Raw genomic sequence first — 26,985 nt, 5'->3', positions numbered from 1 at the left:
TCGGCTTCACGCTGAATTTTACTCTGTATTCTCTATACGATCACGCAAATCGCTTAAAGAAATCCCGTCTTTTATAAAATACATCCAACCATTGACATGTAAATTTTCAGACCATCCATGTTTCTCGATCAACAGCTTACGAGCCAGAGCGGTAACAGAATACCTTGCGCCCTCATATTCGATCTGGTTTCTGTCATTTACCACCTTTGCCGCGACCTGTTCATCATACAAAAAGAAAATTTCTTCCCCAACAGCGATATTCAGCAGCTTAAATGAATTGTTGGAGCGCTTTGTCTTTCTCTCTGCTATTTCCTGTTCCTGCGATTGTTCTAAAGTCGGTGTATATAATTGCAGCTTATCTGTATCTCCACGCAAACTTGCTATATCCTTAAATATGCCATAGGCCGTTTCCGGGGAGATCTTGAAAAACTCACGTATCCTGACTCTGCCGTTTTCCAGATGCTCCCTTGCGTGCAAAGAATCATCTACTCTGTCAATAATACTATGTATTCTTCTTTCTACCTCCAGTGGATCTTCCACTTCATAGACAGCATAGCAGCGATACGAAAGAGGGATGTTGGGCGGCGCGTTCAGCTCGCGCAGCCTGCTCTCAATATCATTGCGTTCTGTCATGCCAATTTTAACCCATCCATCAAGGCAAGGGTTAGTAAGTATATAAACAAAGCCTTTTGCCATCTGAAATCTCCCTCACGTTTCTTTCCGACAGCAGATCATACGCCAATCCCCGGAGGAAAGAAAACTTTTGCAATATCTTTTTTATATTCTAACATGCAAAAGGGCTTCTGTACAAGAATCTATTTTTCAGAAGAAACCGCACTTTCTGGCATGCTGTTTTTCTAATTTTTTATATACGCTATGGTATTTGTGTCCATATACAAACACTTATCACAAATCTTTTCTATTATATCCTCTTCATTTCAACTAATGCAATACCTCTACGCTGCAACGTGATCCTTGCAGAACATTTTTCTCTCATAGAAACATTACAGAGTAATTTCCTATGAAAAAAAGATTTCTCCGTGCTCTCTTAACTCAACACGGAGAAATCTTTACTTTCTTTAGGCATGATATTCATTTTAATCCGGCAGTCTGCCATTGGCTCATGATTGACATCCAGCTCATAATCTACGAATATATCTATTTTTTCATCTGTCACTTTAATTTCCATATCGCGGGTATTGACTCCCACCAGCATCTGACCATATGGAGTACGGTAATAAGTAAGGTTTTTCTTATTTCTCTCAAAAACCATATGCGTGTTGGACACGCCTGTTTTCATAATCTCCAGGCTGTCCGTACCGGTGATTTTTATTTTATTTTTAATCGTTCCCGCCATACCTTCCAGCACTTCATCATAGAGGATATAATGTTTTCCGTTCCTGCAGTAATAATTTGCCGGAGTTACAACTTCAATTGCATCTTCCTCGTCTTTGAACGCAGTGGACATCATATCCATATGAAGACCAGAAATACTTACGATTACATCTTTTGTCATATCTTAATATTCCTCAATATTTACTACATTTGTCGTCGGGACATCAAACGGCATCACCGTATTGGCAAATTTTCGGAACTTTTCTGCCGCGTCGCTGACATAAAACTCATAATGTCTGCATTCTTCTGTCGTTCCGTCATTTTCCAATCCCGACTCTTTCAAAAGTTTTTTCAGATCCATAGCCGTTTCATAGGCCGGATTTACAATCTGTATCTTCTCTCCCATAAAAGCGCGGATCTTAGAGCGAAGCAGCGGATAGTGCGTACACCCTAAGATCATGGCGTCAATCTCCGTATTTCGCATAGAAGTCAGATAGTACTCTATAACTTCTTCTGTCACAACGTGTTCTTTAAAGCCTTCCTCCACAAGCGGAACAAATAGCGGACATGCTTTTTCTAATACCGTAATATCCGGCGCCATCTCGTGGATGATCCTCGTATACATCCGGCTCTGCACCGTCGCATCTGTCCCTACAACGCCTACCTTCCGGTTCTGTGTCGCTTCAACTGCCGCGCGAGCTCCTGGGATCACCACCCCCATAATGGGAATATCAAACTCTTTCTGCACTGTTTCCAACGCAAGCGCACTAGCTGTATTGCAGGCGATCACGATGGCTTTTACTTGTTTCGCCTTTAAGAAACGGATGATTTGTTCTGAAAAACGGATCACATTATTTTGGGATTTGCTCCCATAAGGCACACGCGCCGTATCTCCAAAATATATAATATTCTCACTGGGCAGCTGACGGGAGATTTCCCGCATTACCGTCAGGCCGCCGACTCCGGAATCAAATACACCGATCGGCGCCGCCTTCTTTCCTGTCACCTTCACTTTATTTTTCTCTCCTAGATTGCCAATACTTTTGAAATCTCATACTGATATTCTGGAATATTCTTTTTCATGGCCAGCGCCTCTTCCATATCAAAATCCACGAATTGTCCATTTCTGTAGCCTACCACACGGTTGCTCTTTCCCTGGCACAGAAGATCCACCGCCATGGCGCCCATTGTAGACGCGTACACTCGGTCTTTACATGTAGGGCTTCCGCCGCGCTGCATGTGTCCGAGGATCGTTGCTCTCGTCTCGATCCCGGTTGCATCCTCAATCCTTTTTGCCATATTAATAGAATCTCCAATGCCTTCTGCATTGATGATGATATAATTCTTTTTGCCGCGTTTTTTATTTTCCATAATATCAGCGATCAATTCTTCTTCATTAAAATCTTTCTCTTCCGGCATAAGGATCCTCTCTGCACCGTTTGCGATCCCACACCACAATGCAAGGTATCCCGCATCTCTTCCCATAACTTCAATGATACTGCATCTCTCGTGAGAAGTGGATGTATCACGCACTTTATCAATGGCTTCCATCGCCGTATTAACAGCTGTATCAAAGCCGATCGTATAATCTGTACATGCGATATCCAGATCAATCGTCCCCGGGATCCCGATCGTATTTACCCCAAGATTTGCCAGCTTCTGCGCACCTGCGAAAGAGCCGTCACCTCCAATAACGACTAATCCGCCAATCCCGTATTTTTTACAGATTGCCGCGGCTTTCTGCTGCCCTTCTTCTGTTCTCATAGACTGACATCTGGCTGTCTGCAGGATCGTTCCTCCTCGCTGGATCGTATCGGAAACATCACGGGCAGACAGATCGATGATTTCTTCTTTTAAAAGCCCATGATAGCCTCTGCGGATACCACGTACCTTGAGACCTCTTGCCAACGCTGTTCTGACTACCGCGCGGATAGCTGCATTCATCCCCGGCGCATCTCCCCCACTTGTCAATACGCCGATGGTACGGATCCTGTCTTCGATCTCATCCAACATTCTTGCCTTATCCGCTGCTGTTTTGTTTTCTTTTGTCTCTGCCATGTTTCAATTCCACCTTTCCCAAAATAATAACCTAAACCCATTTTTTTGCTTTAAAAGCAGCCTTTGTCTATATACATTGGCTTCATTGATTATTTTTTAACACTTTGGGTAATATTCTACCCCATTTAGAAATGGTTTTCAATAGCTTTTTCTACCACTTTTATTCTGTTTTCGCCATAATGGTTCATCAGTCTCCCTAAGATTTCCTGACTGATCTGAATGTTACGATTTTTAGGCAGACGTTTCACAGCACGCTCTTTCGCACAATAGATCACCACTTCATCTTCTCCTTCTGTATCAGCCAGATATCCGTAGACGATCTGTTCATTTTCCAGATAAGACGCTTTGTCGGGGAACTGAATCCAGAGTTCCTTCTTTGTTTTTTCAAAAGGGATCACTTTCTCACAGATCAACTTACTGGCACGCTCGTCCTCCTCTGACACTCTCCCGCGTATAAAGACCTTATTATCTATTTCCAGATATTCTCTATTTTTCTCATAATCACGAGGAAAGACTACGACTTCTACCGTCCCCAGCAGATCTTCTACCGTGACGAATGCCATCATCTGGTTTGTCTTCGTATGTTTCACTGTTTTGTCTGTGATCATCCCTCCAATGATCTCCTTCTCCCCATCGTGTACTTTTGTCCTTCCAGTCTCCTCATCCGGCTGAAAATCCAATGTGGTTGCAGAAATTACTTTTTTCCACTTTTCTTCATACTCTTCCAATGGGTGACCGCTGATATAGATTCCGAGCACTTCTTTTTCAAAGGCGAGCAGATTTTCCTTTGTATACTCTCCTACATCCGGCAGTTTGATCTCAAATTCACTCTTCTGCTCCTCATCTACTAGATCAAACAGCGTCATCTGGCCTGTCATAGCATACTTTTTCTCCTGACTGACGTGCTCCATGATCTGTATATAGATACTCATGAACTGCTTTCTCGTTCCTCCGAGACAATCTAAAGCCCCAGACTTAATAAAGTTTTCAATGACCTTCTTATTCAATGTCTCTTTTATCGACATGCGGCTGATAAAGTTTTCCAGATTTTTAAAAGGTCCAAACTCTTTTCTTTCTTGCTCTATCAGTTCGATCACCGGTTTTCCGATACTTTTGATCGCCGCCAGCCCATATCGGATATTTCCTCCGTCCACGGAAAAACGCGCAATTCCCTGGTTGATATCCGGCGGAAGTATCTGGATATTCATTTGCCGGCATGCATAAATATATTCTGCCACTTTAGAAGGATTTTCAATCACCGATGTCATAAGAGCCGCCATAAATTCCACCGGATAATAATATTTCAAATATGCCGTCTGATATGCTACAACCGCATACGCGGCAGCATGAGATTTATTAAAAGCATATTTCGCGAAATCGATCATTTCGTCATAAATCTTATTCGCCGTCTTTTCATCTATCCCATTTTTGATACAGCCCGGCACGTTCGTCTCTTCATCACCATGTACGAAGATCTGGCGTTCTTTCTGCATCACGTCCCCTTTTTTCTTTGACATCGCACGACGGAGAAGATCACTTCTTCCCAATGTATAACCAGCCAGATCCCGCACGATCTGCATGACCTGTTCCTGATATACGATGCAGCCATAGGTAGGTTCCAGGATTGGCTCCAACTGCGGACAATCATAAGTGATCGACGACGCGTCGTTTTTCCCCTTGATATACTGTGGGATAAAGTCCATAGGTCCCGGGCGGTACAAAGAAATCCCGGCAATGATATCTTCCAGGCTATGGGGCTTTAATTCTTTCATAAACCCTTTCATCCCCCCGCTTTCCAGCTGGAAGATCCCATCTGTCTTGCCTGTTCCGATATACTCTAATACATCTGCGTCATTGTAATCGATTTTCGTCATATCCAGATCGGGCGTCTTCGCCCTCGCCATCTGCACTGCATTCTGGATAACTGTAAGCGTTCTAAGCCCTAAGAAATCCATCTTGAGAAGTCCCAGTTCTTCCAGCGTTGTCATCGTAAACTGCGTCGTGATCGTTCCGTCTGAAGCACGGGAAAGAGGCACATATTCATCCGCATCCTTCTGACAGATCACAACGCCTGCCGCATGCATGGAACTGTGCCTAGGAAGTCCTTCCAGACGTTTTGCCATATCGATCAGATATTTGACTTGTTCATCACTCTCGTATGTTCTTTTTAATTCCGGATTTCCCCGCAGTGCCTTGTCAATCGTGATATTCAATTCTGTAGGGATCATTTTGGCTATCGTGTCTACAAACGCATACGGAAGATCCATCACTCTGCCTACGTCACGGATCACGCCCCGTGCGGCAAGAGTACCGAATGTAACGATCTGAACGACCCGGTCTTTGCCATATTTTCGCACCACATAGTCAATGACTTCCTGTCTGCGCTCGTAACAAAAATCCACGTCTATATCCGGCATGGATACCCGCTCCGGATTTAAAAAACGTTCAAACAAGAGCTGATATTTGATCGGATCGATCGTCGTGATCTCCAGACAGTAAGACACAATACTTCCTGCCGCGCTTCCCCTGCCAGGTCCCACCGCGATGCCATGATCTTTAGCATATTTGATAAAATCCCACACGATCAGAAAATAATCAACATACCCCATATTTTTTATGGTAGTCAACTCATACTGCAGACGCTCTTTCAATGCCTCTGAAGGATCCGCATAATGCTTTTCCAGCCCTTCATAACAAAGTTTCTGCAAATATTCCCAGGACGTGTATCCATCCGGCACATCATATTTGGGGAGTTTTGTCACTCCGAACTCGATCGTCACATGGCACCTGTCTGCAATCTTCTGCGTATTTTCCAACGCCTGTACGGCATAGGGAAACAAGGCACGCATCTCTTCCGGAGATTTCACATAATATTGTCCGCCTTCGTAGCGCATCCGGTTCTCATCAGCCAGCTTCTTCCCCGTCTGTATGCACAGAAGGATATCATGGGATTGTGCATCGTCCGCATAGGTATAGTGGACATCATTTGTCGCTACCAATTCGATCCCCAGCTCTTCTGACATTTTCAGCAGACGCTGGTTTACCATTTTCTGCTCCGGTATTCCATGATCCTGCAGTTCTAGGAAATAATTTCCCTCTCCGAAAATTTCCTTGTATTCAAGCGCCGCTTTTTTGGCTTCTTCATACAGCCCCTTAGTCAGATAGCGCTGTACTTCCCCCGCCAGGCAGGCACTTAAGGCAATGATCCCCTCGCTGTATTCGCGCAGCAGATGTTTATCTACACGGGGCTTATAATAGTATCCCTCCACAAAGCCTTTCGAAACAATCTTCATCAAGTTTGCATATCCCGTATTATTTTCCGCCAATAGTACCAGATGATAATATCTGTCCTCTCCACCGGAAATTTCTCTGTCAAACCTGGAACCCGGCGCCACATAGACTTCGCACCCAAGTATGGGATTAATGCCTTGCTTTTTCGCTTCTCTGTAAAAATCGATCACACCGTACATCACACCATGATCTGTGATCGCAGCGCTGTCCATCCCCAACTCTTTGACTCTGGCTACATATTCTTTTATCTTATTAGAACCATCCAGCAGACTATACTCTGTATGGACATGTAAATGTGTAAAATTCATGTTTCACCCCTTGCCATTCTTCCTGACTCAGATCATCCGGGAGTACGAAAAAGCAAACTCCTTTTCCCCGTTTAGATCCTACGATACAAAAAGGGCGGTCCCGTCGGGGAACTGCCCTTATAACATACCTGCTTCAAAAACCGAACCAGCCTTTTCCTGTTAACGCGTACTTCTATTGTCCGCCGTTTAACATAAAATTGATCAATTTATCTGTATCTTCTTTTTCATATGCGATTATTTCCAGTTCCGGAATCTCACCATTAGAAAAGATATTCGCCATAGATACATACTGGGAAAGTTTGGACTTCAGATTCAGTCTGTCTCCCTCTCCTGTTACCAACTCTACTCTTCCCTTGCAAGAATCTACTACCTTAAAGAATGCGTCTATGTCTGTAATATTTTGTACTTTCATTTCTTAAACTCCTTTCATATTTTCATTGGATTTTACTCGGCGCTGTACAAGGCAAACACTTTCTGCCACTACGCCTATATTGCTATTATACCCTATTTGAAAGGGATTGCAAGTATATTACAGAACAAATTTTTCTATTGCTTTAGCCGCCCCTTCTTCTTCATTACTATCTGTAACATAATCTGAGGCAGCTTTTACTTCTTTGACTGCATTCTCCATATCATTGACTTCTATATTATTAAATTGCGGCAGGCTAAGAAGACGAATTCCTTTTATAGTCTTCAGTTCCTGCCATGCTTGTTCTTTTTCTTCTTTTCTCTTAAATAAAATTTCCACTTTATCGAGTTCACATCTTTTTTCTTCCAAAAAGGCAATTAAATCCGGTACCCGTTTTCTTGTCGCGCGCAGATACTGACATATTTTCGGGTCCTGATAATATTCTTCGATTTCCCAATATTGTTTTTCCGAAACATAACCTTCCCCCCTTATAATATAGATCCTGTATAGACTGGTATTTTTGGACCATTTCCAATGCTTTTTTTGCTTTCTTATAGGACAGTAAATGTTCCCCAATATTTTATTTGTCTCTACTTCTGTAATTCTGGCACCATTCGCAGTGATCATATAATGTATTCCCGAAAAATTTTTAATATCTTCCGGTACCTCTTCCCAATTTCGTCCCGTTACAATCACTATCTCCGTTCCTTTTGCTATTGCTCTATCCAAAATCTTCCGTGTATAAGATGTCAGCTTCTTTTCGCCGTTCAACAGTGTACCATCTAAATCTCATCCTACCATTCTTATTTTATCTCTCATTTTATTCCTTCTTTTCCCTGTATAGAATGGGGTATTGCTCAAATCTACAGCAATACCCCACTTTTTATCTTGTAAAATTCCAGACGTATGTGAAACAGACACTAGATTCCGACTCTTTCTTCTATTTGTAACAATTGTTCAATATCTCTCTGATATCCTCTTCTGTCATTGGTTTAAGCTTGTGCACATTTAATCTATTCATCGGCTCCTAATGTATGGTTTTTCTATATTGGCGGAATTCTTGCCGGTGCCTCTTCTGGATTATTTGGAACAATTCCAATGAATTTATTACTTTCTAACTGGTTTTATGACAAACGTGGAACTATGACCGGAATCGCCTATACCGGGTCCAGCTTAATCACTTCCCTGCTTTCTCCTATTGTATCGAAGTTGATTATTGAATTTGGATGGCGCGCAAGTTATCGTATTCTTGCTATATCTATCATAGTCATCGTATGTATTACAATACTTTTAATTCGTCTAAAACCAGAAGACATTGGACAAAAACCTTATGGCACTGCTGGTAAGACAGAGGCTGAGATACAACCTACCGGTTTTATGCGCAGAGATGCCATGAAAAAATCCTGGTTTTGGCTCTATACAGTTGGTATCTTTTTGATTGGATTAATTGTATCTGGTACATCTCAGCAACTTGTAACATATTGGACTTCTGAAGGGATCTCTGCCGAGAAAGCTGCTGCTTTATACTCCCTTGTTATGATCATTGGACTCGTAGCCAAAATTATGCTTGGAAATGTCTTTGATCGCCTTGGAAGTTCTAAATCCATTATCGTATGTGGGGTTATATGTGCTGTAGCTTTCGTTTCACTCGCATTATGCCTCGGGGATATAAGTGCTTTTGTTCCAAGCGTATTATTTGGTATCGTAACTGCTGAACTTGTAATCCTGCCAACATTTACAACACAGCGCATATTTGGCAGAATTGATTATGCTGCAAATGTCAGCTTATTCACAACTATCCTATTCCTCGGAAGTTCTTTCGGAATTCCTCTTTGCGCTGGAATTTTCGATATAACCGGCAGTTATCGTGCCGCATGGTTTATTTATGCTGTTATTGCTGTAATATTAACATTTTTGTTTTATCTTTCCAACAAATTATCAATCAGAGCCTTTCGAACTGAACTCAATATTGAAAGAGAAGACTAATTTTTCTATTATCAGTTAAGAAAGAGGTAAGCTGTACCCTAATACTAAGACACAGAAAAAAGCTGTATTGAATTTAATTTAAAATTGTCATCAAGACAAAACAGTATATCTCACAAAAAATGGCGTTCACTCCTTTATAAAGAGCAAACGCCATTTCTCCAAAATCTTACATTTTAAATATCTTTTTTCTACCGTATCTTCTTCCCATCCTGGTATACAGATCTTACCTGTTTTAATGCACTTATATCCTTCAGTGGATTTCCTGCAAGTACCACAAAATCTGCTGCTAGACCTTTTTCAATCGCCCCTGTCTTATCATCCACACCGCACAGCTTTGCTGCATTCACTGTAATACCGGCAAGAACCTGCTCATTCGATGCGCCTAAAGAAGCAATATATTCTGCTTCTTGGGGAAGACCTGTATGAATTCCGTCTGTTCCAATCCCAAACTTTAATCCACCCGAAATAGCTCCCTCAAGACAGCGACAGATAATTTCTTTTTCTTTCAGACTTCCTTCTCTACCCTGAGGCGAAAACTTAAACAATAAGGTATCATTTAAAGCATAGCTTGGCGTATATACCACCCATTTGTCTGCTTTTTTTACTCTTTCTACCTGCTCGGGCGTGATATAATACACATGTTCCAGACAGTCAATACCTGCTTCCAGACAATCTTCCAGCCCCTGCCCTCCTGAACAGTGACAGGCAGTCGTAATTCCTACACTCTTTGCCTCCTGTACAACCGCTTTAAGTTCTTCCGGACTCATAAAATGATAAATAAACGGCGTCGCATTGATAACCTTGGTCGTAAAAACTTTCAAAAAATCGACTCCATGTGCAATATTTTCTCTTGCCTGCTTTCTGAACTGTTCTGGTCCGTCAAAAGGCATTCCCACATACCCGTGTCCGTGTGACGCCCGCATTCCGATTCCGCTTACGACCAGTTTCGGCCCTGCTATTCTTCCATCCTGCTGCGCTTTTTTGCAGGTGACATCTATATAGTATCTGTCTCCCATACATCTGGACGTTGTCACACCCGCCTCCAGATCGTCTTTCATGGTCTTCAATGCCCGGATCGTCTGTTCACATTCGCAGTCATTCATTTTTATGAGATGATTTTCTAAACGAGTATCAAGAGCAAGATGGTTGTGGCAGTCGATCATCCCCGGCATCAAGGTAACGTCTCCCAAATCCGTCACTTTGTCTTTGAGTTCTTCCGGTATCTGTGTCTCCGACTCATAAATTTCTTCGATCTTTCCATCTTTCACTTCTACGGCCGCATTTTGAAGTACTTGTAGCTTACGTCCTGCTATTATATTCTTTGCTTTTACTATATACTGTTCCATCTTCATCCTCCTTCTTCCTCATGTAACGTTATTTTAATCCGTATATGATTTACACTTACTCGTTCTTTTGTTCTGCCTTCTTTTGTAATTTTTTCTGGCTTCGCCTTGCTACGAAACCAGTCAGCAAAGGAGTCAGAATGGCTGTAATAACGACAGATGCCGCTATCTGTGCTGTGGCGGATGCCGCATATGGTTCAAGGCTCGTATCTACCGCAGCTACAGCAGCAGGTGTCGCAACTGCATTACCGCCTACTGTTCCAATTGCCATTCCCATAGGGTCAGGTTTTCTTCTGATGGCGCTGTAAATAAAATACGTGAGTACTCCCGTTGAAAGAACTGTAATAATCCCTAGAATAATTCCCGGTACCCCTGCCTTGGCAATCGTGATCAAGCTCATATTTGCTCCGAATACAAAACCATTAACTGGAAGTATCATATTTAAACCTTTGGAAAGAAGTTCTCTGAAATCCGAATCTAGATTTCCAAGTATCATCCCTATGATAAGCGGTATGATGGCCGCTACAATGTCGATAACAGGAATGGACGCAAGCCCTGTGGTCCCTAATGCAATCATAGTAAGAAATGGTCCGTCATTCAAAGACAATACCGCGATCGCTCCCATATCTGTGTCATCACCAAATTCCTTTGCCAATGCAGTATAGATCGCTCCATTCGAGTTCGTGATCGCCGAAATTGCTGCAAATGGCGTCAGCCCCAGTATTCCCGCCGGCCCAAATGCCATATTCAACAAATACCCTATAAGCACGCCAATGGCCAGCTTCAGAGCAGTCAGTACCACACCTTTATAAAGCGGCATTCCTACCTGTCTCACATTGATTGTAGCCCCGCTGCAGAAGATAAACAGCCCTACCAGCGTCGCTTGTCCACTCTTAAATAATGCCGTCGTAAATCCTCCGATCTCCAGACACTGCGGAATAAATGTATTAACCAGACATCCGATCAACAATGGAATTACCATCATCCCTCCTGGAAATTTCTTCATTGTCGCACATATCTTCATATCCTTTACCTCTCTTTCGTCCTACTATATTTTCACAGCCGCGCAGCATATGTTTTGTTATATAATGTATAAGCAAACTTCATGCCAATTTATTTTTTCCGGAACTCTCTGCTGTGTATCAATAAAACCTTCTGTTTATGCACTTTTTACCAGCTGTTTAAAACTTGATTTTAAAAGTATCTCCTGTTGTGCTGCACAATTGCTGCATTTCGTTGTATTTGTTGCAACATTTCTGCCTGCTTTCTATTTTCACAACATCCACTTGCTTCATTTAAAAATTTGTTATAACAATTAATATTATGTACTCATAAAATTTTACAGACAGTAAATATAGCATGCAGCTTTGAATAAAAATTTCATTATTTAAAAAATATATTGAAAATATATTTCAAATCATGTATAATCTGGTTAAAGGAGGAAGAGCGATGACCCAAATAAATGCAAGTTACCAAGTTAGAATTCGTGGAGTGCTTTCTAGTATCACAAAGGAGAATGAAAAAAAGATTTACGAGTTTATTGAAAAAAACAAAAAAGAGATTATCCATATGTCTATTGATGAAGCGGCAGAAACTTGTGGTGTTAGCAAAGTATCAATTGTAAGATTTGCTCAAAAATTGGGGTACAAGGGATATCAGGCAATGAAAATCAGCATTGCGCAGGAAACGATCGAACCTGAGCAGCAAATTTACAGCAGACTGGCAAAAACAGATACTATTTCTGCTATAGTAGATAAAATTATAGAGTCTGATATTCAGTCATTAAAGGCAACACATGAGATTTTAGATCAAGATGCGATAGAATGTGCCATCAATATGATCCGAGAAAGTGAACAATTGCTTTTTTTTGGTATAGGAGGATCTGGAAGCATTGCATTAGATTGTCAGCATAAGTTTATTAAAATAGGCTATTTAGCTTTGGCTTTTACTGATAGCAATCTTCAGGCAATGGCGGCATCAGTGCTGAATAAAAGATCAGTCGTGATCGCGATATCCCATTCAGGTGCCTCTAAAGATATTTTGACAGCATTGGATATTGCCCGACAGGCAGGCGCTAAAACTATTGCAATTACGAATTATGGAAAATCTCCAATAGTGAAAAAAGCAGACATCGTGCTTTATACATCATCAAGCGAAACTGCATTTAATAGTGATGCACTCTCATCACGAATTGCCGAATTAGCTATTGTTGATATGTTATATGTAGGTGTTGCATTTAAAAAATACGATGAAGCTTATAACAACATCGTAAAAACGAGAAAAGCTCTTGACTCAACAAAAATATAGGAGGTGAAATAACAAAATTTTATTATAAAAGTAGAAAGAGGGTGATAGATATGTTTTGTGGAATTGATTTAGGAACTTCAAGCATAAAGGCGGCAGTTTATGATGAACAGGGAACTCTTCTTTCATGCGCACGTTATGAATGTGAATTAATAACACCTAAAACGGGATGGGCAGAACTTAATCCTTATGATTATGCAGATAAAGTGCTTGCCGCAATAAAGAAAGCGATTCACGATTCAAAAGCGTCAGTGGAAACCATTACAATTTCATCGCAGGCACAAGCTGTGCTTCCTATCGATAAGGAAGGACGACCATTGTACAATATTATAGTGACAATGGACAATCGTACTGTACCTCAATATATGTTTTGGAAAGATCATTTTGAGGAAAACGAATTGTATAAACAAACAGGAAATGCTTTTAGCTCAATTTACACAGTTAATAAGATAATGTGGCACAAACAAAATGAACCTGATATCTATAATCGAGCATGGAAATTTTGTTGTGTACAAGATTATATCGCATTTAAGTTAACCGGTGAAGGTCCGTACATTGATTATTCAATGGCTGGCAGAACCATGATGCTGTCTGTAGAGAAACCTGAATGGAATAAAACAGTATTAGAAGCAGCCGATATTAGTGAGAGCAAGTTATCAACCCCCGTATCATCAATAACTATTGTAGGAAGTCTGACAAGAGAAGTTAGAGAATTATGTGGTTTGGACACTCGTTGTGAAGTTGTGATTGGAGGGCATGATCAAGCATGTGGAGCACTTGGAAGTGGAGTTGTAAAACCAGGCATGTTAATGGATGCATGCGGAACGGTTGATGCAATGGTAACAGTTCTCCCTCAAGTCACATTGAAACATGAAATGCAAAAGAATGGTTTGTCTTGCTATCGTCATGTAGATAATACGAATTATATTACGATGGGAATGAATATTAATGGCGGATTGTTCTTAAAATGGTATAAGAATACTTTATATTGCAAAAGTGCAGCAAATGGAAAAGATGTATATACACAAATGATAGAAGAATCTACAGACACTCCATCGGATATTTATGTCCTTCCGCATTTAGAAGGAGCTGGTACACCATATAATGATCCAAAATCATTAGGAGCAATTATAGGCTTGAGAGTAGGACACACGAAGCAAGATATTACACGAGCTGTCTTAGAATCCTTGGCATATGAAATGAAAATGAATTTAGCAGTCATAGAAAAATCAACGGATTGCTCAATAAACGAGATTCGAATGATAGGTGGAGGAGCTAAAACCGCCAAATGGGTGCAAATAAAGGCTAATATATTTAACAAAAAAATCGTCACACTGCAAACAGATGAGACAGCATCACTAGGTGCAGCTATAATAGGAGCGGTAGCAAAGGGATATTATAAAGATTTTAAAGAAGCAATAAGTAATATGATACATGTAAAAAGAATTTTTTATCCTGATAAACAGATGCTAAATGAATATGGGGTAAGAGCATCTGAATATCAGGATATATATGAGGGACTAAAGAAAGTGAATCATAAAATCTCTAGCCGCACTCTATCATAATAAAATGAATGTAAATATTTGTCAAATTTTATTTTAATATGAAACATATAAAATGAGTGAACAGATGATTTATGATACTTTCTTGATTGTGTGTTAATACAACATGAGGAGGTATGTATAATGAGTGCTGGATTTTTAACCATTAATTTAATTGTATCGATTGCGATCATTTTAATATTAATATTGAAATTTAAAGTAAATCCGACTATTTCCATGGTTATTGCAAGTCTTTATATGGGATTATCATGTAAACTGGGATTAGTTGGTACTGTAGAGTCAATTAATAGTGGTTTTGGAAACCTTATGACAGGAATTGGTTTTCCAATAGGATTTGGAATTATGATGGGTCAAATATTAGAAGATTCCGGAGCTGCAGAATCTTTGGCAAGGTTTATATTAAAAATCTTTCCAGGAAAGAAAGCACCCTGGGCTTTAGGTATTACAGCATTTTTACTTTCAATTCCAGTCTTTTTTGATGTAACATTTGTTATTTTAATCCCATTAGGAATAGCGGTTGCCAAAAAAACCAAAAAACCATTGCCTTATTTCGCAGGAGCTATCGCGATAGGCGGAGTAAGTTCACAAACATTTGTGCCGCCAACTCCTAATCCGTTGGCGTCGGCAAGCATTTTGGGATTTGATTTATCTTATATTATAGTTGTGGGAATGCTCGTAGGACTTCTTTCTGCTATGGTAGCAATGTTTATCTGGTTTAAACTGCTGGACCGTCCCAAATTTTGGAATGTCGAAAAAGATGAAACGGGTATGTTAGAAATAACGGTAACAAATAATGATGACAAAAATCTGCCTTCACCATGGAGTGCCTTTATTCCAATTATTCTTCCCGTAATATGTATTTTAATTGGATCTTTTTGGCCAGTTGTAACCGGAAATGAGGCACCGGCTTTAGTATCCTTCTTTGCGCAAAAGACTATTGCTATTTTGGTGGGACTATTAGCTGCTTATTTAATTCTTGTTAAGAGAATGGGCTTAGCTTCCATTGGGGATTCTGTAAGCAAGTCATTGAAACAAGCCGGCGTTGTTCTTCTTATTACCGGTGCCGGCGGAGCATTTGGATCTGTTATCCAAGCAACAAATATAGGAGAAGTACTTGTCTCCGGCTTAACAGAAGGGGAAACATCAACCATTTTAATTTTGTGTGTAACATTCTTAATTGGCGTTTTGTTCAGAGTGGCTCAAGGGTCAGGAACAGTCGCTTCAATTACCGCGATGACAATTATGGCATCTGTAGCCGGATCAGCTGGATGTCATCCCGTGTATATAGCGATTGCCGCATTGGCAGGAGGTAATTTTATAGGACATGTAAACGATTCCGGTTTTTGGGTTGTAACTAATATGTCAGGGGCAAGTGTTACTGGCGGATTTAAAACATATACATTAAATACAGTTACTTTAAATGGAATGGCATTTATTCTTTGCTTAATCGGAGCTACATTAATGCCGTTAACATAATAGATGATAAAGTTAGGAGGAAAAAAGATGGCAATGCTTGGAAAAGAAGTGCGTATGAGTAGATTGGTGAATCCCAAAAGTAATAAAATGATGGCTATTACAGTCGATCATGCAATATCACGAGGGATTGCTAATATGACAGGAATCCAAGATATTCAGAGCGCAATAGATAAGATATTACGCGGAAAACCAGATGCGCTTACAATGACAAAAGGAATCGCAGAACATTGTATGTGGAAACATGTCGGAGAGGCGTCCATATTAATGAAAATATCTAATCCGGCTCCAGCCAATCTAACCAGAGATGTGGTATTTGGCACTGTAGATGAGGCCATTAGAATGGGAGCGGATGGAGTATCCGTTGGCGCGATCACTATGGGAGATTTTCAGGGAAAACAATTTGAAGAAATCGGAAAAATATCAGAGGAATGTATGCGAAAAGGAATGCCTTTGATCGGACATGTTTATCCAAAAGGTGAAAATGTACCATTGCAAGAGAGAACAGCTTGGGAAAATATCGCATATTGTGTTAGAAGCGCTTGTGAGTTAGGCATGGATATTGTAAAAACAACTTATACAGGTGATCCTGATTCTATGGCAAAGGCAATATCTTGTGTACCGTCATCGTTTAGAGTCGTTATTCAAGGCGGTGATGCTTGTCATACATTAGATGATTATCTTAATATGATAAGAGATGCTATGGATTGTGGGGTCGGAGGTGTTACAATGGGTCGCTTTATTTGGGATTATAAAGATGTTACAGCTCTTGTCATTGTACTTAGATATCTCATACATGAAAAATATAGTGTAAAAGAGGCAAAAGAATTGTTAGAACACCTTGAAAATAAAAAAGACTATGATAAATTTTAAAAATTTTATATTTCGAAGCGGATGGTTGAATCCGCTTCGAAGTACTTTTTACTAGTTTTTAATATTAGTGATTGGAGGATATGGCTTATGAAAATAGTTATTTTGGATGGATATACAGAAAATCCGGGGGATCTTTCATGGAGCGAGCTTGAATGTATAGGAGAGTTGGAAATATATGATCGGACAGGAAATGATAACGAGGTAATTATACAGAGAATGAAAGATGCTGAAATTGTATTGACTAATAAAACACCTATCTCAAACTATGTGATAGAGCATAGTGAAAAATTAAAATATATAGGTGTTTTAGCAACGGGATATAATGTTATTGATGTAGAAGCTGCCCATCAGAAAGGTATTGTGGTGACAAATGTTCCTACATATGGAACGGATGCGGTTGCACAATATACAATTGGATTGCTGCTTGAAATATGTCATCATATCGGTCATCACAATGCAGCAGTAAAAAGCGGTAAGTGGCAACAATGTAAAGACTGGTGTTTTTGGGATTATCCACTCATTGAACTGGCTGGAAAAACAGCCGGAATTATTGGTTTCGGAAGAATTGGACAAGCAGTGGGGAAACGAATGAAAGCACTTGGTATGAAAGTATATGCCCATGATGCACATCCCAATCTGCAAGGAAAAGATATAGCAGAATATGTAGATCTTGATACTATTTTTAAGTGTTCAGATGTCATCTCATTACATTGTCCATTAACAAAGGAAACAGAAAATTTAATAAGAGAATCTACATTGAAAAAAATGAAACAGGGAGTTATTCTTTTAAACACCTCACGAGGTGCACTTATAGATGAACAGGCATTGTCACATGCAATCGAAAGTGGAAAGGTGTATGCTGCTGCAGTGGATGTCGTATCCACAGAGCCAATACTGGCAAATAATCCCCTTCTACAAACAGAGAATTGTATTATTACCCCTCACATAGCATGGGCTGCAAAAGAAAGCAGAAAACGTTTGATGGATATAGCAATAAACAATGTACAGAGTTTTTTAAACGGAGAACCAATTAACATGGTATGAAAATCAAACATACTCAACAGTACCCTAATAGTTCAGCACAATTTCTTTTTCTGTATCTTATATTAGGGTACTGTTTACCTTTTCTGTCTGTTTATTGTTCCTATAATATTTTATTCCCTCTCAGAGTCCATGCTATTTTACAACTCTCTTCTAATTCTTCAATCCCAAAGAATGCATCCATGATTGTTTTTCCCCCAACTACAGAACCATGCTGCGCTAAGAGAAATGCATCACTGTACGGCACTGCCTTTTTAAAATAGGAAAACAGTTCCTCGCTTCCCGGAGCCGCATATGGCACAAGCCCAATTGTTCCTACCTTCATTTTCAGGTAAGGCGTATGATCCGGTACAATATCCTTCGTTTGGCTATGCTGTAAAAATGTATACATGACACTATAAAAGCTATGCGTATGGATGACTGCTTTAATATTTTCTGATTTTTCATAATATATTTTATGCAAAGGCAGTTCTTTGCTCGGCTTTTCCCCTTCCCATGCGCCGGTTTCATCCACTTTTGAAAAGCTCTCCGGCGTCAGCCGCCCAAAGCAAGTGCCGCTTCCTGTAATATAAATGCAGCCGTCATGTTTAAAACTTAAATTCGCAGAAGACCCTGTCGCTTTTCCCCTTTCAAATAATTCCTTCGCCACCCATATGGCATCTTCTATCTTCTTCTCTAATTCAGTCATTTTCTTCCTTCCCTTTCAGTATTCTCAATGCTCTTGTAAAAAAGTCCGGCTGTCCAAAGTTACCTGATTTCAAGACAAGTTTCAGTTCTTGGCAATCGAGCGGCATCATGACCGGCACGCCTGGAGCAACGGAGTCTCCGATCAAAAATGTATCAAATCCCAGTTTTTTCATAATTGCTCCTGATGTCTCTCCTCCTGCGGATATAATGCCGCTGTAGCCTTCTCTCACTAATTCTTTTGCTGTACCGCTTATGGTATCTTCTATCAGCTCTGCGATTTTTTCCCTCCCAGCTTTCTGTATTTCTCTCACCTTATCAGCAGTATCAGAAGAATAGACCAGCACGTCTCTGTCAGAGTGTGTACGTATAAACTTAAGAATGTCTTCCTTTGTCTGCGTTCCCTCCAACAGCTTTAGGGGTGAAATCTGAACAGACACTCCGCCTTTTATCTGATAATCAGCGATCTGCTCCAATGTCGCCGCGGAACAACTGCCTGCAAAAAGCGCTGCTTTTGTAAAATCGTATTTCTTTTCTTTATCTCGTTTCATCTGCTTTCTATTATTTTTATCCAGCAAATATTTTCCTAAAGGTTTCAAAAGTCCCGAACCACCTGTAAGAAATTTCAAATCTCCAAATTCCGCCGCAATCGTATTGCCGTCTTCTTCTGTCTCGTAATCCGGAATTACATAGAAATGTTTCTCTCCGGATGTCTTGGCATAAATATCTTCCATAGACTCTTTATAAAGCTCGAAAGCAGTATATCTTCCCTGGGCTTCCATCAAATATTTAATACGGCTGTCCCACATAGGAGTAAGCGGATGATCCTTCATGGAACTTTCATGCAAAGGTGTTCCATGCACATAGAGACATCCCTTTTTTACCGTCCGTCCGTTCACTGGAAGCGCCGGACACAAGATTGTATATCCTGCTTTCAGATATTCTAAGACAGCATCTGTAACAGGACCTATATTCCCCTCCTTCGTCGAATCAAAGGTGGAACAATATTTAAAATAAAACTGCTCCGCCCCTTTCTTTTCCAACCACTTTATGACTTCAAGCACATCTTGCACTGCCTGCGCCGTCTTTTGGGTACGAGATTTTAACGCCACTACGATTGCTTCTGTTTCCGCAGGGATCTCTGCTTTTGCAGGGATTCCATTTGTCAGAAGCGTACACATTCCTGCCTCCTGCAAAAAACTCGCCGCATCCGATGCTCCTGTAAAATCATCCGCCACACAGCCTAGCAATATTCTATTTTGATTTTTATCCATCACTTTCCTCCAAACCGACTTTAAGTCCTTCTTTATTCCATATGATAAAACTTCATTTTTCTCCAAAGTGTTGTTCTGTCCATTCCCAATAAAGCAGCCGCATCTTTCTTCTTTCCGCCGCTGATATGCAATGCCTGTGCAATTTTTTCCTGTTCTGACATTTCTTTTTGTACATATGGATCTACTTTTTCCTTCTGACTGAGATGTTCCTGCACAGCAAATATATCCTCCGGATATAATGCTGTCTTTACCATATACTCTGTAATCTGTTCTTCTTCACAGATTACGGCGATTCTTTCCGCCAGATTCCTCAATTCTCTAATATTTCCTTCAAACGCATAACTCTCCAACAAATGTTTTGCCTCCTTCGTACAAAAGCGGATCTCCTTGTCAAATTTTTTATTATACTTTTGTATAAAAGAATAAAATAATGGAAGAATATCTTCTTTTCTTTCTCTGAGGGGAGGAATATATATTTTCAAAACATCTAACCTGTACAGCAGATCCTGCCTAAACTTCTTTTCTTTCACCATGAGAGCCAGGTTCCTGTTTGTCGCTGCAATAATACGCACATTTACATTTACCACTTTGTCGTCGCCTATACGACGTATCTGTTTTTCCTGCAGGGCACGTAAAAATTTTCCTTGAAAACTTAAAGGCAGCTCTGAAATTTCATCCAAAAATAATGTCCCTGTATGCGCCTGTTCAAAAAAACCAATCTTTCCGCCCTTTCTGCTTCCGGTAAACGCTCCGTCCACATAACCAAACAATTCACTTTCCAAAAGATTTTCCGGCAGCGCCGCACAGTTTACAGCTACAAACGGGCCGTCATGTCTATTGCTGGCGTTATGGATACTCTGCGCCATCAACTCTTTTCCCGTCCCCGTCTCACCAACAATCAAAATGCTGGAAGAAACCTGTGCATATTTTTCTGCGTTTTTAATCGTTTTTTCCATCAATTCGCTCTTTCGGATAATATCAGCAAACGTATAATTGGCCACCAGTCCTTTTTCAGACAATTTTTTTCTAAGCTGTGATTCAATCTGCTGGATTTTCTTTACATTCTGGCAGGTGATCACAACGCCCATCACCTTATTTCCCACGCTCACAGGCATATAATCTACCGAAAAGACACTGGATCCTGTTCTTGCTATTTCGTTGTTAAGCGCTGTTCCTTTCTGTAGCACTGTCTCGCATCCTTCTCTAAAGAAGGGATAAATTTCTGACAGTTTTTCTCCGTTTACCATCCTCTTACTGTTTCCTCCAAGCTGCAGCATCTTTTGATTCACCAGCTCGATCAGCCCCGTCCTTCCTACATATATGATTCCTTCCTTAGATGACTGTGTGATCGTTTCATAAAGCGTCTTTTTTTCTCTTTCTGTCTGTATGACCTCTGTCATATTAACCGCATCATTTAAAATCTGTGTAACAGCCTCTTCTCCTGTCTCAACGGTCAGCGCATGGATATTTTTCTCTTTTGCAGCCGACTCTACCGAATAGCCTCCTATTACTGTATCGTATCCTTCCTGTATCAATCCGTCAACTAAGTCTGCTGTCCTGCTGTAATCCGATACCTTCCGCACTGTAATGCGAGAACCGAACACCATACTTAATACATTCTCGTCATGATTATATGCAGAAGAAACAATAATAGCAATCCGTTTTGACTCGAAACGGGACTTTGCTGCTAAAATACTGCGCATGATATCGTACCCGGTAATAGGAATTTCTAAAATAGACTTATCTGGATATTTTTTCTTCAAAATCGCAGCCGTATTGCCCCTTCCGATTAACAGATCATATCTTCCGCCGGCATCTATTTCTTCCACTTCTCTATCTCTTAAAACGCGAATATCCACCTGTAGATTCTTCCGTTTAAAAGATTCCTCATAAATTTTTCTCACCGTCTTTTCCAATTTCGGGTATGGAACGATCAATAATATATTCACCAGAAATTCCTCCTCTCCAGATACTGCCGTCAACAAAGCAGGGATCCCCTTCTCCCCTCTGCCGGCTCAAAGCGTGCTCCCTGCTGCCTTCCTTCTATTCTACAGTTTTAATCCCTGCTTGTAAATCTCAAACGCATTTCCTGACAGTTCTACATCCCTCAGAGTAACAGGCTGCCCCTTTTTCACCTCTCTAAGCAGTGTTGCTCCATTCAAAAGATAGAAGGGCGCCAGATCATCCGCAGACTTTCTCTCGATCAACTCTGGCTCTAATCCCTCTATAGAGTGATGATGTCCTGCCACTTTCAGCACAGTACCCTTTTCTATATTTTTCTGAGCTACTCCTGCCATCACAGAAATCTGCCTGCATTCCGGATGTGTACCGAGACCGCTTAAATCTCCCAGCAGAATAGACAGCGGCGTCTCCAATCCCATATAATGATAGGGCAGATATATGCACGCATACTTTCCGTTCTTACTCATGACATGTCCTTTACTCCTTAACAAATCCCACATTTTCTTATTTTCACATCTTACAATGATAAATTCTCCACCGCAAAAACTTGCCTCATCCTTTCCCCGCAGATTATAAAAGACATCTACCACGCCTGTTTTCTTCAAAATTCCACCATCTTCTTCCGGAATAAAGATATCTGCCAGTTCACTGGTCTTAGCGATCGGATAACTCAAAAAAGCAGAAGATGGAATCAACCCTGTTACATTAGATACCAGATTCATCTCACAGAGATCCGCAGAAATCACTTCCGTATAGCTCTTTAAGAGTTCCTTTCTCTTCTGCAAAGTCTCTATTCCCCCATATCTCCAGCACTCCTTCATCTCTGGAAGAATCTTCATATTGTCTGTTCCGTCTGTATACGTCAGTTCCCCTGTCTCATAATCCCAGACAAAATCGTACTCACTTGCTTTTCCTGCCGCAATAATCTCCAGACCAAGCGCTCGGCCCCAAGAATAAAGATCTAACAAATTCCGCGGCTGATCTCCATTTACTAAGGCATATACCGCATGATTTTCTTCTGCCGTTTTATTCAATACAGGACCACATACACTGTCTGTCTCTTTTGAGACCATGTACACATTAATACCTCGCTTAAGTGCCATCATCGCAGCTGCAGAACTGATTTCTGTGTTTCCGGTACATTCAACAAGAGCTGTAATACCGCACTCTATAACGAGTTTATAATCCTCCACTATAAGGATCTTATTTTCTCCCGCCTGTAAAATTTCCTCTTTGCTACGGCAGAGTACCATATTATCTTTCTCATAGCCAATTTCTGTGAGGACATCAAAACATTCTTCCGAATGTCTGGAACAGATGACACGCAGTTCCATATACTCTACTTTTGGAATTTGCGCCAACAACGTATAACCATATCCACGAGTTGCTCCAATAATACCTACAATCGACTTCTTCTTTGCACAGCCTGCCCACAAATTCGTATAGTCCATCCTATCCACTCTCCTTTATATATACAATGTGTTTTTCTTACATTAAAATATATAGCAATTTGTGTGCCAACTTTTCGCATCCCCTTTTGCTTATATCTGCCTTATCATAAAACGCTGCAAGCGTTGCACAAACACATTATATAACGCATTTGTTGCAACGCTTGCAGCGTTTCCTCACTATCCCCTTATACTATTTTCCAATATTTCTATTTTCCCCTGCTTCAAGAGTCTCCCCACAGCTCTCTTAAACGCCGCCTTACTCATACCGAATTCCTGTTTGATCTTCTCCGGATCTGCCTTATCAGTAAAGGGAAGCTCCCCGCCATACCGATTGATCGCCTCAAGAATTTTCTCCGCATCTTTATCCATCTGCTCGGGAATCTTTGCCCTTATGCTCAGATCCAATTTGCCGTCCTCTTTTACTGCTGTCACCCGCGCCGTGATCTCCTGTCCGACCCGCAGATTTCCAAAAACTTCTTTCCTTGGGAGCAGGGCAGAATACATATGATCCACTGCTACAAAAACGCCAAATTCTTTACTTGTGTCATAAATGATCCCCGTCACTTGATCATCTTTTTTGTAAGGAGAATCTGTCCGCAGAAGAGGATATACTTTCATTGTGGCGCACAGTCTCTCACTCTTGTCGATATACAGACTGACAAGACAGGCATCTCCTTTTTTTACTTTTGCCGTCTGTTCTTTGAAAGGCAGGAATAAGTCTTTTTCCAGTCCCCAGTCTAAAAATGCCCCCATTCTTCCTACATCCGCCACCTCAAGAACGGCTAATTTCCCCAACGTGATCTTAGGTTCGTTGGTCGTCGCGATCCATCTGTCTGCAGAATCTTTATATAAAAATACTTCCACAGGATCCCCCGGTTCCACCCCTTCCGGAACCTGTTTTTTCGGCAGCAAAACTCTCTGTTCTTCATTTCCCAGATATACCCCGAAGTCTACTTTTTTCACCACGGTCAGCATCTGTTTTTCTCCTAATCGCATCTATATCCTCCTCTCATTTCCCTTTAGTTCTACAACTGCATATGGTTTGCTGTCTGCCGTACACAATTCTACTACTGTCCTGTCTGCTTCAAAGGCTACTTTAGGATAGATCATATCGCCATAAACGGCAGATTTTTTATAATCTACCCGCAGCTGATGTACGGGTGTATCCTCCGGTATGACTTCCAGAGCCATCTGCACATACTGGCAGTTATTTACATGCTCATTTGTATCAATATGATATTTTCTCACTGGAAATGGTTCCAGGCTCTTGCATTCCTGGGGTATTTTAATTTTTCTCCCTTCATACTCCATATCCAGAGGTGCCTCTGTCCCATAAGGAAGGATGTCGTCTTCCTCTGGACGAGCCGGACGTCCCTTCTCTATATCCATGAATACCCATATAGAATTTGCACAGGCGATTCTTTTGCCTGTTTCATCCTGCATGAAAAAATTACGGTTCCCATACAATCCTTTAAACTCCGTAGCAAACGTCCCTGTCGTAATCTTCTCAGCCAGTTTTGGGAAACGTTCTACCACAACCTGCCAGTATGACAGTACCCAGGCTTTCTTCTTTTCTCTTAAAGCTTTCATCCCAAGCCCTAGGCTTTCTGACTGAAAGGTACTGCAGTCCTGGAAATAGTTGATCAATGCCGGCAGGGTCATAGTGCCCTGATGGTCTATTTCACTGTAGCGTACTCTACTGTCAAACGTATACATGCGTTTTTCCTTCTTTCTTTTCTCTTAGCATTCCAAATTTTCTTTTATTCTTTTGCGACATAATTATAATCCACCGTGATCACACACTGATAACGGGGATCTAACTTCTGTAATTTTTCCATTAGTTCCAAGGGAATCCGGTTGCGTCTGTCTTCGTCGTATTCGATCGGGATCACCATATCAAAGATTAGGTTGGTCTGTTCTTCTCCATGTACCATACGGAAATCATGGATACTGCATGCAGGATCCACCTCTTTTAGCAGTTCTTCTGTTTTTTTCCTTAGGATAAGCACTTTCTCGTCTTTCATCTCCACAGGATCCATATGGATCACAAGGAAAATGTCCATCTTTTTCGCGGCGTCCCGTTCAATCCTGTCGATGATCTCATGAGACTGCTCAATATCCACATCATTGGGCACTTCTGCATGGATAGACGCCATACTTCTTCCCGGTCCGTAATTATGTACGATCAGATCATGTGTACCTTCTATTCCATCATAACTCTCCACAAACTTTTTGATCTTCCCATAGACTTCCGGATCAATAGCTTCCCCTATCAGCGGTTCCAGCGTATCCTTCGCGATCCCAATACCTGCCCACATGACCACCAGAGCTACGCCGACTCCTATAAAACCATCTATATTGATCTGCGTGAAGCCGAAAACGATAAGGGAAAGGATCGTAGCGCTCGTTGTGACCACATCTCCCATAGAATCCACAAATACCGCTTTCATCACCTTTGAATCGATCTTTTCACCCAGTTTCCTGTTAAACAGTCCAAGCCACAATTTCACACCGATAGACAAGACCAATATCAGTACAGATACGATCTGAAATTCCAACTCTGCCGGATGCAGAATCTTCCCAAAGGAATCTTTCAAAAAGGTGAACCCTACCTGCAGGATCAGAAAAGCCACTACCAAGGCCGCTATGTATTCCATTCTTCCATGCCCAAATGGATGGCTCTGATCTGCCGGCTTACTGGCTATCTTCACTCCGATAAAACTGATCACAGAAGATCCCGCATCGGACAGATTATTAAAGGCATCTGCCGTAACGGAAACACTCCCCGTCAAAATACCGATGATAAACTTCACTCCAAACAAAAACACATTACAGAAGATGCCCACAATGCTGGCGAGCACTCCATATGCCGTCCGCACGGACACCTTCTCTACTTCTTTATAATCTTTTACAAAATGTCTGACTAAAAATTCTGTCATTTATCGTCTCCCCAGAAATACCATTTGATCCGAAACTTCGTCTCTGCTGTGATCTGAGAATATTCCTCCTCCGTTAGTACATTTTTTAATTTTTTCTTTCCTTCATCCGGCAGCACCGCATTCGTCGTATCTAGAAAGCATAGATCCGGATACAGAACACACCACCAGTTATGCCCTTTGGCATTTCCAATCTCTAGCCTGAGCGCCTCATAGTTGCCCGCCGGAAATGTCACATCCCCATATGTCTTATCTGGGAAATAGCAGGTCGTCACTGCGGCGCTCACGGTATCGTCCGAACCGTTTTCCAAAAGAGTCTTTTTACTGATCTCTTCCAGTTCATCCGTGTGCCTCCTAAGCCAGCCTGCCGTCTCATCTACGTCAAGCGCCTTGGGAAGCTCGCCTTCCATCCATTTAAGCACTGCATCCCGCACTTTCAATTTAAGTTCCTGGTCTCTTTGACTGTCACTGTTTGCCAGAACATGGAATCTCAAGACCTCCTCTGCAAGATGTTCCTGTCTCTTTGCCGCTTCCGCCGTCCGCGTTCTGCCTATAGCCGCCGCAGTCACGATCGTAGCAATTAAGATAGCCAGAAAAAAAATCAACTGATTTGCATGTTTCTCTATATACGTTCTGTCCATATGTATTCTCCTTCCATCTAACTGATATAAAGAGTATGGACATATCTGCTGTAT

Annotated in this window: 22 protein-coding genes and 1 pseudogene; 6 read left to right on the top strand and 17 right to left on the bottom strand. The window is 41.1% G+C overall.

The genetic code is table 11. The features are described 5' to 3' along the window. Positions 1-18: 18 nt before the first annotated feature. The 7 genes and pseudogenes from BN3282_RS02005 to BN3282_RS01975 all read right to left on the bottom strand — a co-directional run. Positions 19-696, bottom strand: a complete 678-nt coding sequence (locus BN3282_RS02005) for a GIY-YIG nuclease family protein (protein ID WP_059066477.1) — start codon at positions 694-696, stop codon at positions 19-21. Between the two features lie 352 nt (positions 697-1,048). Further along, entirely contained in the window at positions 1,049-1,516 is a 468-nt protein-coding gene (locus BN3282_RS02000) for a YwiB family protein (protein WP_059066476.1), read from the bottom strand. 3 nt (positions 1,517-1,519) lie between these two features. After that, positions 1,520-2,341: a glutamate racemase gene (gene murI, locus BN3282_RS01995; protein WP_205408518.1), complete on the bottom strand. Its 822-nt coding sequence runs from the start codon at positions 2,339-2,341 to the stop codon at positions 1,520-1,522. Positions 2,342-2,361: 20 nt separating this feature from the next. After that, the gene (pfkA, locus tag BN3282_RS01990) at positions 2,362-3,393 is read right to left on the bottom strand and encodes a 6-phosphofructokinase (RefSeq protein ID WP_059066474.1); all 1,032 of its coding nucleotides are present in this window, start codon (positions 3,391-3,393) and stop codon (positions 2,362-2,364) included. Between the two features lie 125 nt (positions 3,394-3,518). After that, the gene (locus BN3282_RS01985; RefSeq protein ID WP_059066473.1) at positions 3,519-6,992 is read right to left on the bottom strand and encodes a DNA polymerase III subunit alpha; all 3,474 of its coding nucleotides are present in this window, start codon (positions 6,990-6,992) and stop codon (positions 3,519-3,521) included. A 172-nt stretch (positions 6,993-7,164) separates the two neighbouring features. Further along, positions 7,165-7,404 (bottom strand): hypothetical protein, encoded by a 240-nt coding sequence (locus tag BN3282_RS01980; protein WP_059066472.1) that lies wholly within the window; start codon positions 7,402-7,404, stop codon positions 7,165-7,167. A 117-nt stretch (positions 7,405-7,521) separates the two neighbouring features. After that, positions 7,522-8,178 (bottom strand): annotated as a pseudogene (locus BN3282_RS01975) (HAD hydrolase family protein); the annotation flags it as partial. Positions 8,179-8,412: 234 nt separating this feature from the next. Between BN3282_RS01975 and BN3282_RS01970 the strand changes: the two are divergent. Then, a complete protein-coding gene (locus tag BN3282_RS01970) occupies positions 8,413-9,387 on the top strand; it encodes an MFS transporter (protein WP_082667429.1) in 975 nt (324 codons plus the stop codon). A 188-nt stretch (positions 9,388-9,575) separates the two neighbouring features. Here the strand turns inward: BN3282_RS01970 and BN3282_RS01965 are convergent, their stop codons facing one another. Then, complete coding sequence (locus BN3282_RS01965) at positions 9,576-10,733, bottom strand: amidohydrolase family protein (protein ID WP_059066469.1); 1,158 nt, start codon at positions 10,731-10,733, stop codon at positions 9,576-9,578. Between the two features lie 55 nt (positions 10,734-10,788). Then, positions 10,789-11,754: a 2-keto-3-deoxygluconate permease gene (locus BN3282_RS01960; protein WP_059066468.1), complete on the bottom strand. Its 966-nt coding sequence runs from the start codon at positions 11,752-11,754 to the stop codon at positions 10,789-10,791. A gap of 425 nt (positions 11,755-12,179) precedes the next feature. On the opposite strand from BN3282_RS01960, the gene BN3282_RS01955 reads away from it, so the two are divergent. From BN3282_RS01955 to BN3282_RS01935, 5 genes are all read left to right on the top strand, one after another. Beyond that, positions 12,180-13,037, top strand: a complete 858-nt coding sequence (locus tag BN3282_RS01955; RefSeq protein WP_059066467.1) for a MurR/RpiR family transcriptional regulator — start codon at positions 12,180-12,182, stop codon at positions 13,035-13,037. A 50-nt stretch (positions 13,038-13,087) separates the two neighbouring features. Next, positions 13,088-14,599 (top strand): FGGY-family carbohydrate kinase, encoded by a 1,512-nt coding sequence (locus BN3282_RS01950; protein WP_059066466.1) that lies wholly within the window; start codon positions 13,088-13,090, stop codon positions 14,597-14,599. 120 nt (positions 14,600-14,719) lie between these two features. Further along, on the top strand, positions 14,720-16,072 hold the full coding sequence (locus BN3282_RS01945) for a GntP family permease (protein WP_059066465.1): 1,353 nt from the start codon (positions 14,720-14,722) through the stop codon (positions 16,070-16,072). Positions 16,073-16,099: 27 nt separating this feature from the next. After that, positions 16,100-16,942: a class I fructose-bisphosphate aldolase gene (locus tag BN3282_RS01940; RefSeq protein WP_059066464.1), complete on the top strand. Its 843-nt coding sequence runs from the start codon at positions 16,100-16,102 to the stop codon at positions 16,940-16,942. Between the two features lie 87 nt (positions 16,943-17,029). After that, the gene (locus BN3282_RS01935; protein ID WP_059066463.1) at positions 17,030-17,986 is read left to right on the top strand and encodes a D-2-hydroxyacid dehydrogenase; all 957 of its coding nucleotides are present in this window, start codon (positions 17,030-17,032) and stop codon (positions 17,984-17,986) included. A 100-nt stretch (positions 17,987-18,086) separates the two neighbouring features. On the opposite strand, the gene BN3282_RS01930 is transcribed toward BN3282_RS01935, so the two are convergent. From BN3282_RS01930 to spoIIR, 8 genes are all read right to left on the bottom strand, one after another. Further along, positions 18,087-18,671: a class II aldolase/adducin family protein gene (locus tag BN3282_RS01930; protein ID WP_059066462.1), complete on the bottom strand. Its 585-nt coding sequence runs from the start codon at positions 18,669-18,671 to the stop codon at positions 18,087-18,089. After that, positions 18,664-19,941, bottom strand: a complete 1,278-nt coding sequence (gene otnK / locus BN3282_RS01925; protein WP_059066461.1) for a 3-oxo-tetronate kinase — start codon at positions 19,939-19,941, stop codon at positions 18,664-18,666. The genes BN3282_RS01930 and otnK overlap by 8 nt, the downstream gene beginning before the upstream one ends. Positions 19,942-19,973: 32 nt before the next feature. Further along, positions 19,974-21,890, bottom strand: a complete 1,917-nt coding sequence (locus tag BN3282_RS01920; RefSeq protein WP_154821477.1) for a sigma 54-interacting transcriptional regulator — start codon at positions 21,888-21,890, stop codon at positions 19,974-19,976. A 99-nt stretch (positions 21,891-21,989) separates the two neighbouring features. Further along, complete coding sequence (locus BN3282_RS01915; RefSeq protein ID WP_059066460.1) at positions 21,990-23,354, bottom strand: hypothetical protein; 1,365 nt, start codon at positions 23,352-23,354, stop codon at positions 21,990-21,992. A gap of 177 nt (positions 23,355-23,531) precedes the next feature. Beyond that, positions 23,532-24,350, bottom strand: a complete 819-nt coding sequence (locus tag BN3282_RS01910) for a CvfB family protein (protein ID WP_059066459.1) — start codon at positions 24,348-24,350, stop codon at positions 23,532-23,534. Then, positions 24,351-25,070 (bottom strand): acyl-[acyl-carrier-protein] thioesterase, encoded by a 720-nt coding sequence (locus BN3282_RS01905; protein WP_059066458.1) that lies wholly within the window; start codon positions 25,068-25,070, stop codon positions 24,351-24,353. A gap of 44 nt (positions 25,071-25,114) precedes the next feature. Continuing rightward, entirely contained in the window at positions 25,115-26,293 is a 1,179-nt protein-coding gene (locus BN3282_RS01900; protein ID WP_059066457.1) for a cation diffusion facilitator family transporter, read from the bottom strand. After that, a complete protein-coding gene (gene spoIIR, locus BN3282_RS01895; RefSeq protein WP_059066456.1) occupies positions 26,290-26,931 on the bottom strand; it encodes a stage II sporulation protein R in 642 nt (213 codons plus the stop codon). The genes BN3282_RS01900 and spoIIR overlap by 4 nt, the downstream gene beginning before the upstream one ends. Between the last annotated feature and the right edge of the window lie 54 nt (positions 26,932-26,985).

Origin of the sequence: Mediterraneibacter massiliensis, from assembly GCF_001487105.1 — a bacterium.
Taxonomy (GTDB): Bacteria; Bacillota; Clostridia; order Lachnospirales; family Lachnospiraceae; genus Mediterraneibacter; species Mediterraneibacter massiliensis.
Note: the sequence above shows the minus strand (reverse complement) of the source record. Positions and strands in the feature narration are given on the sequence as shown.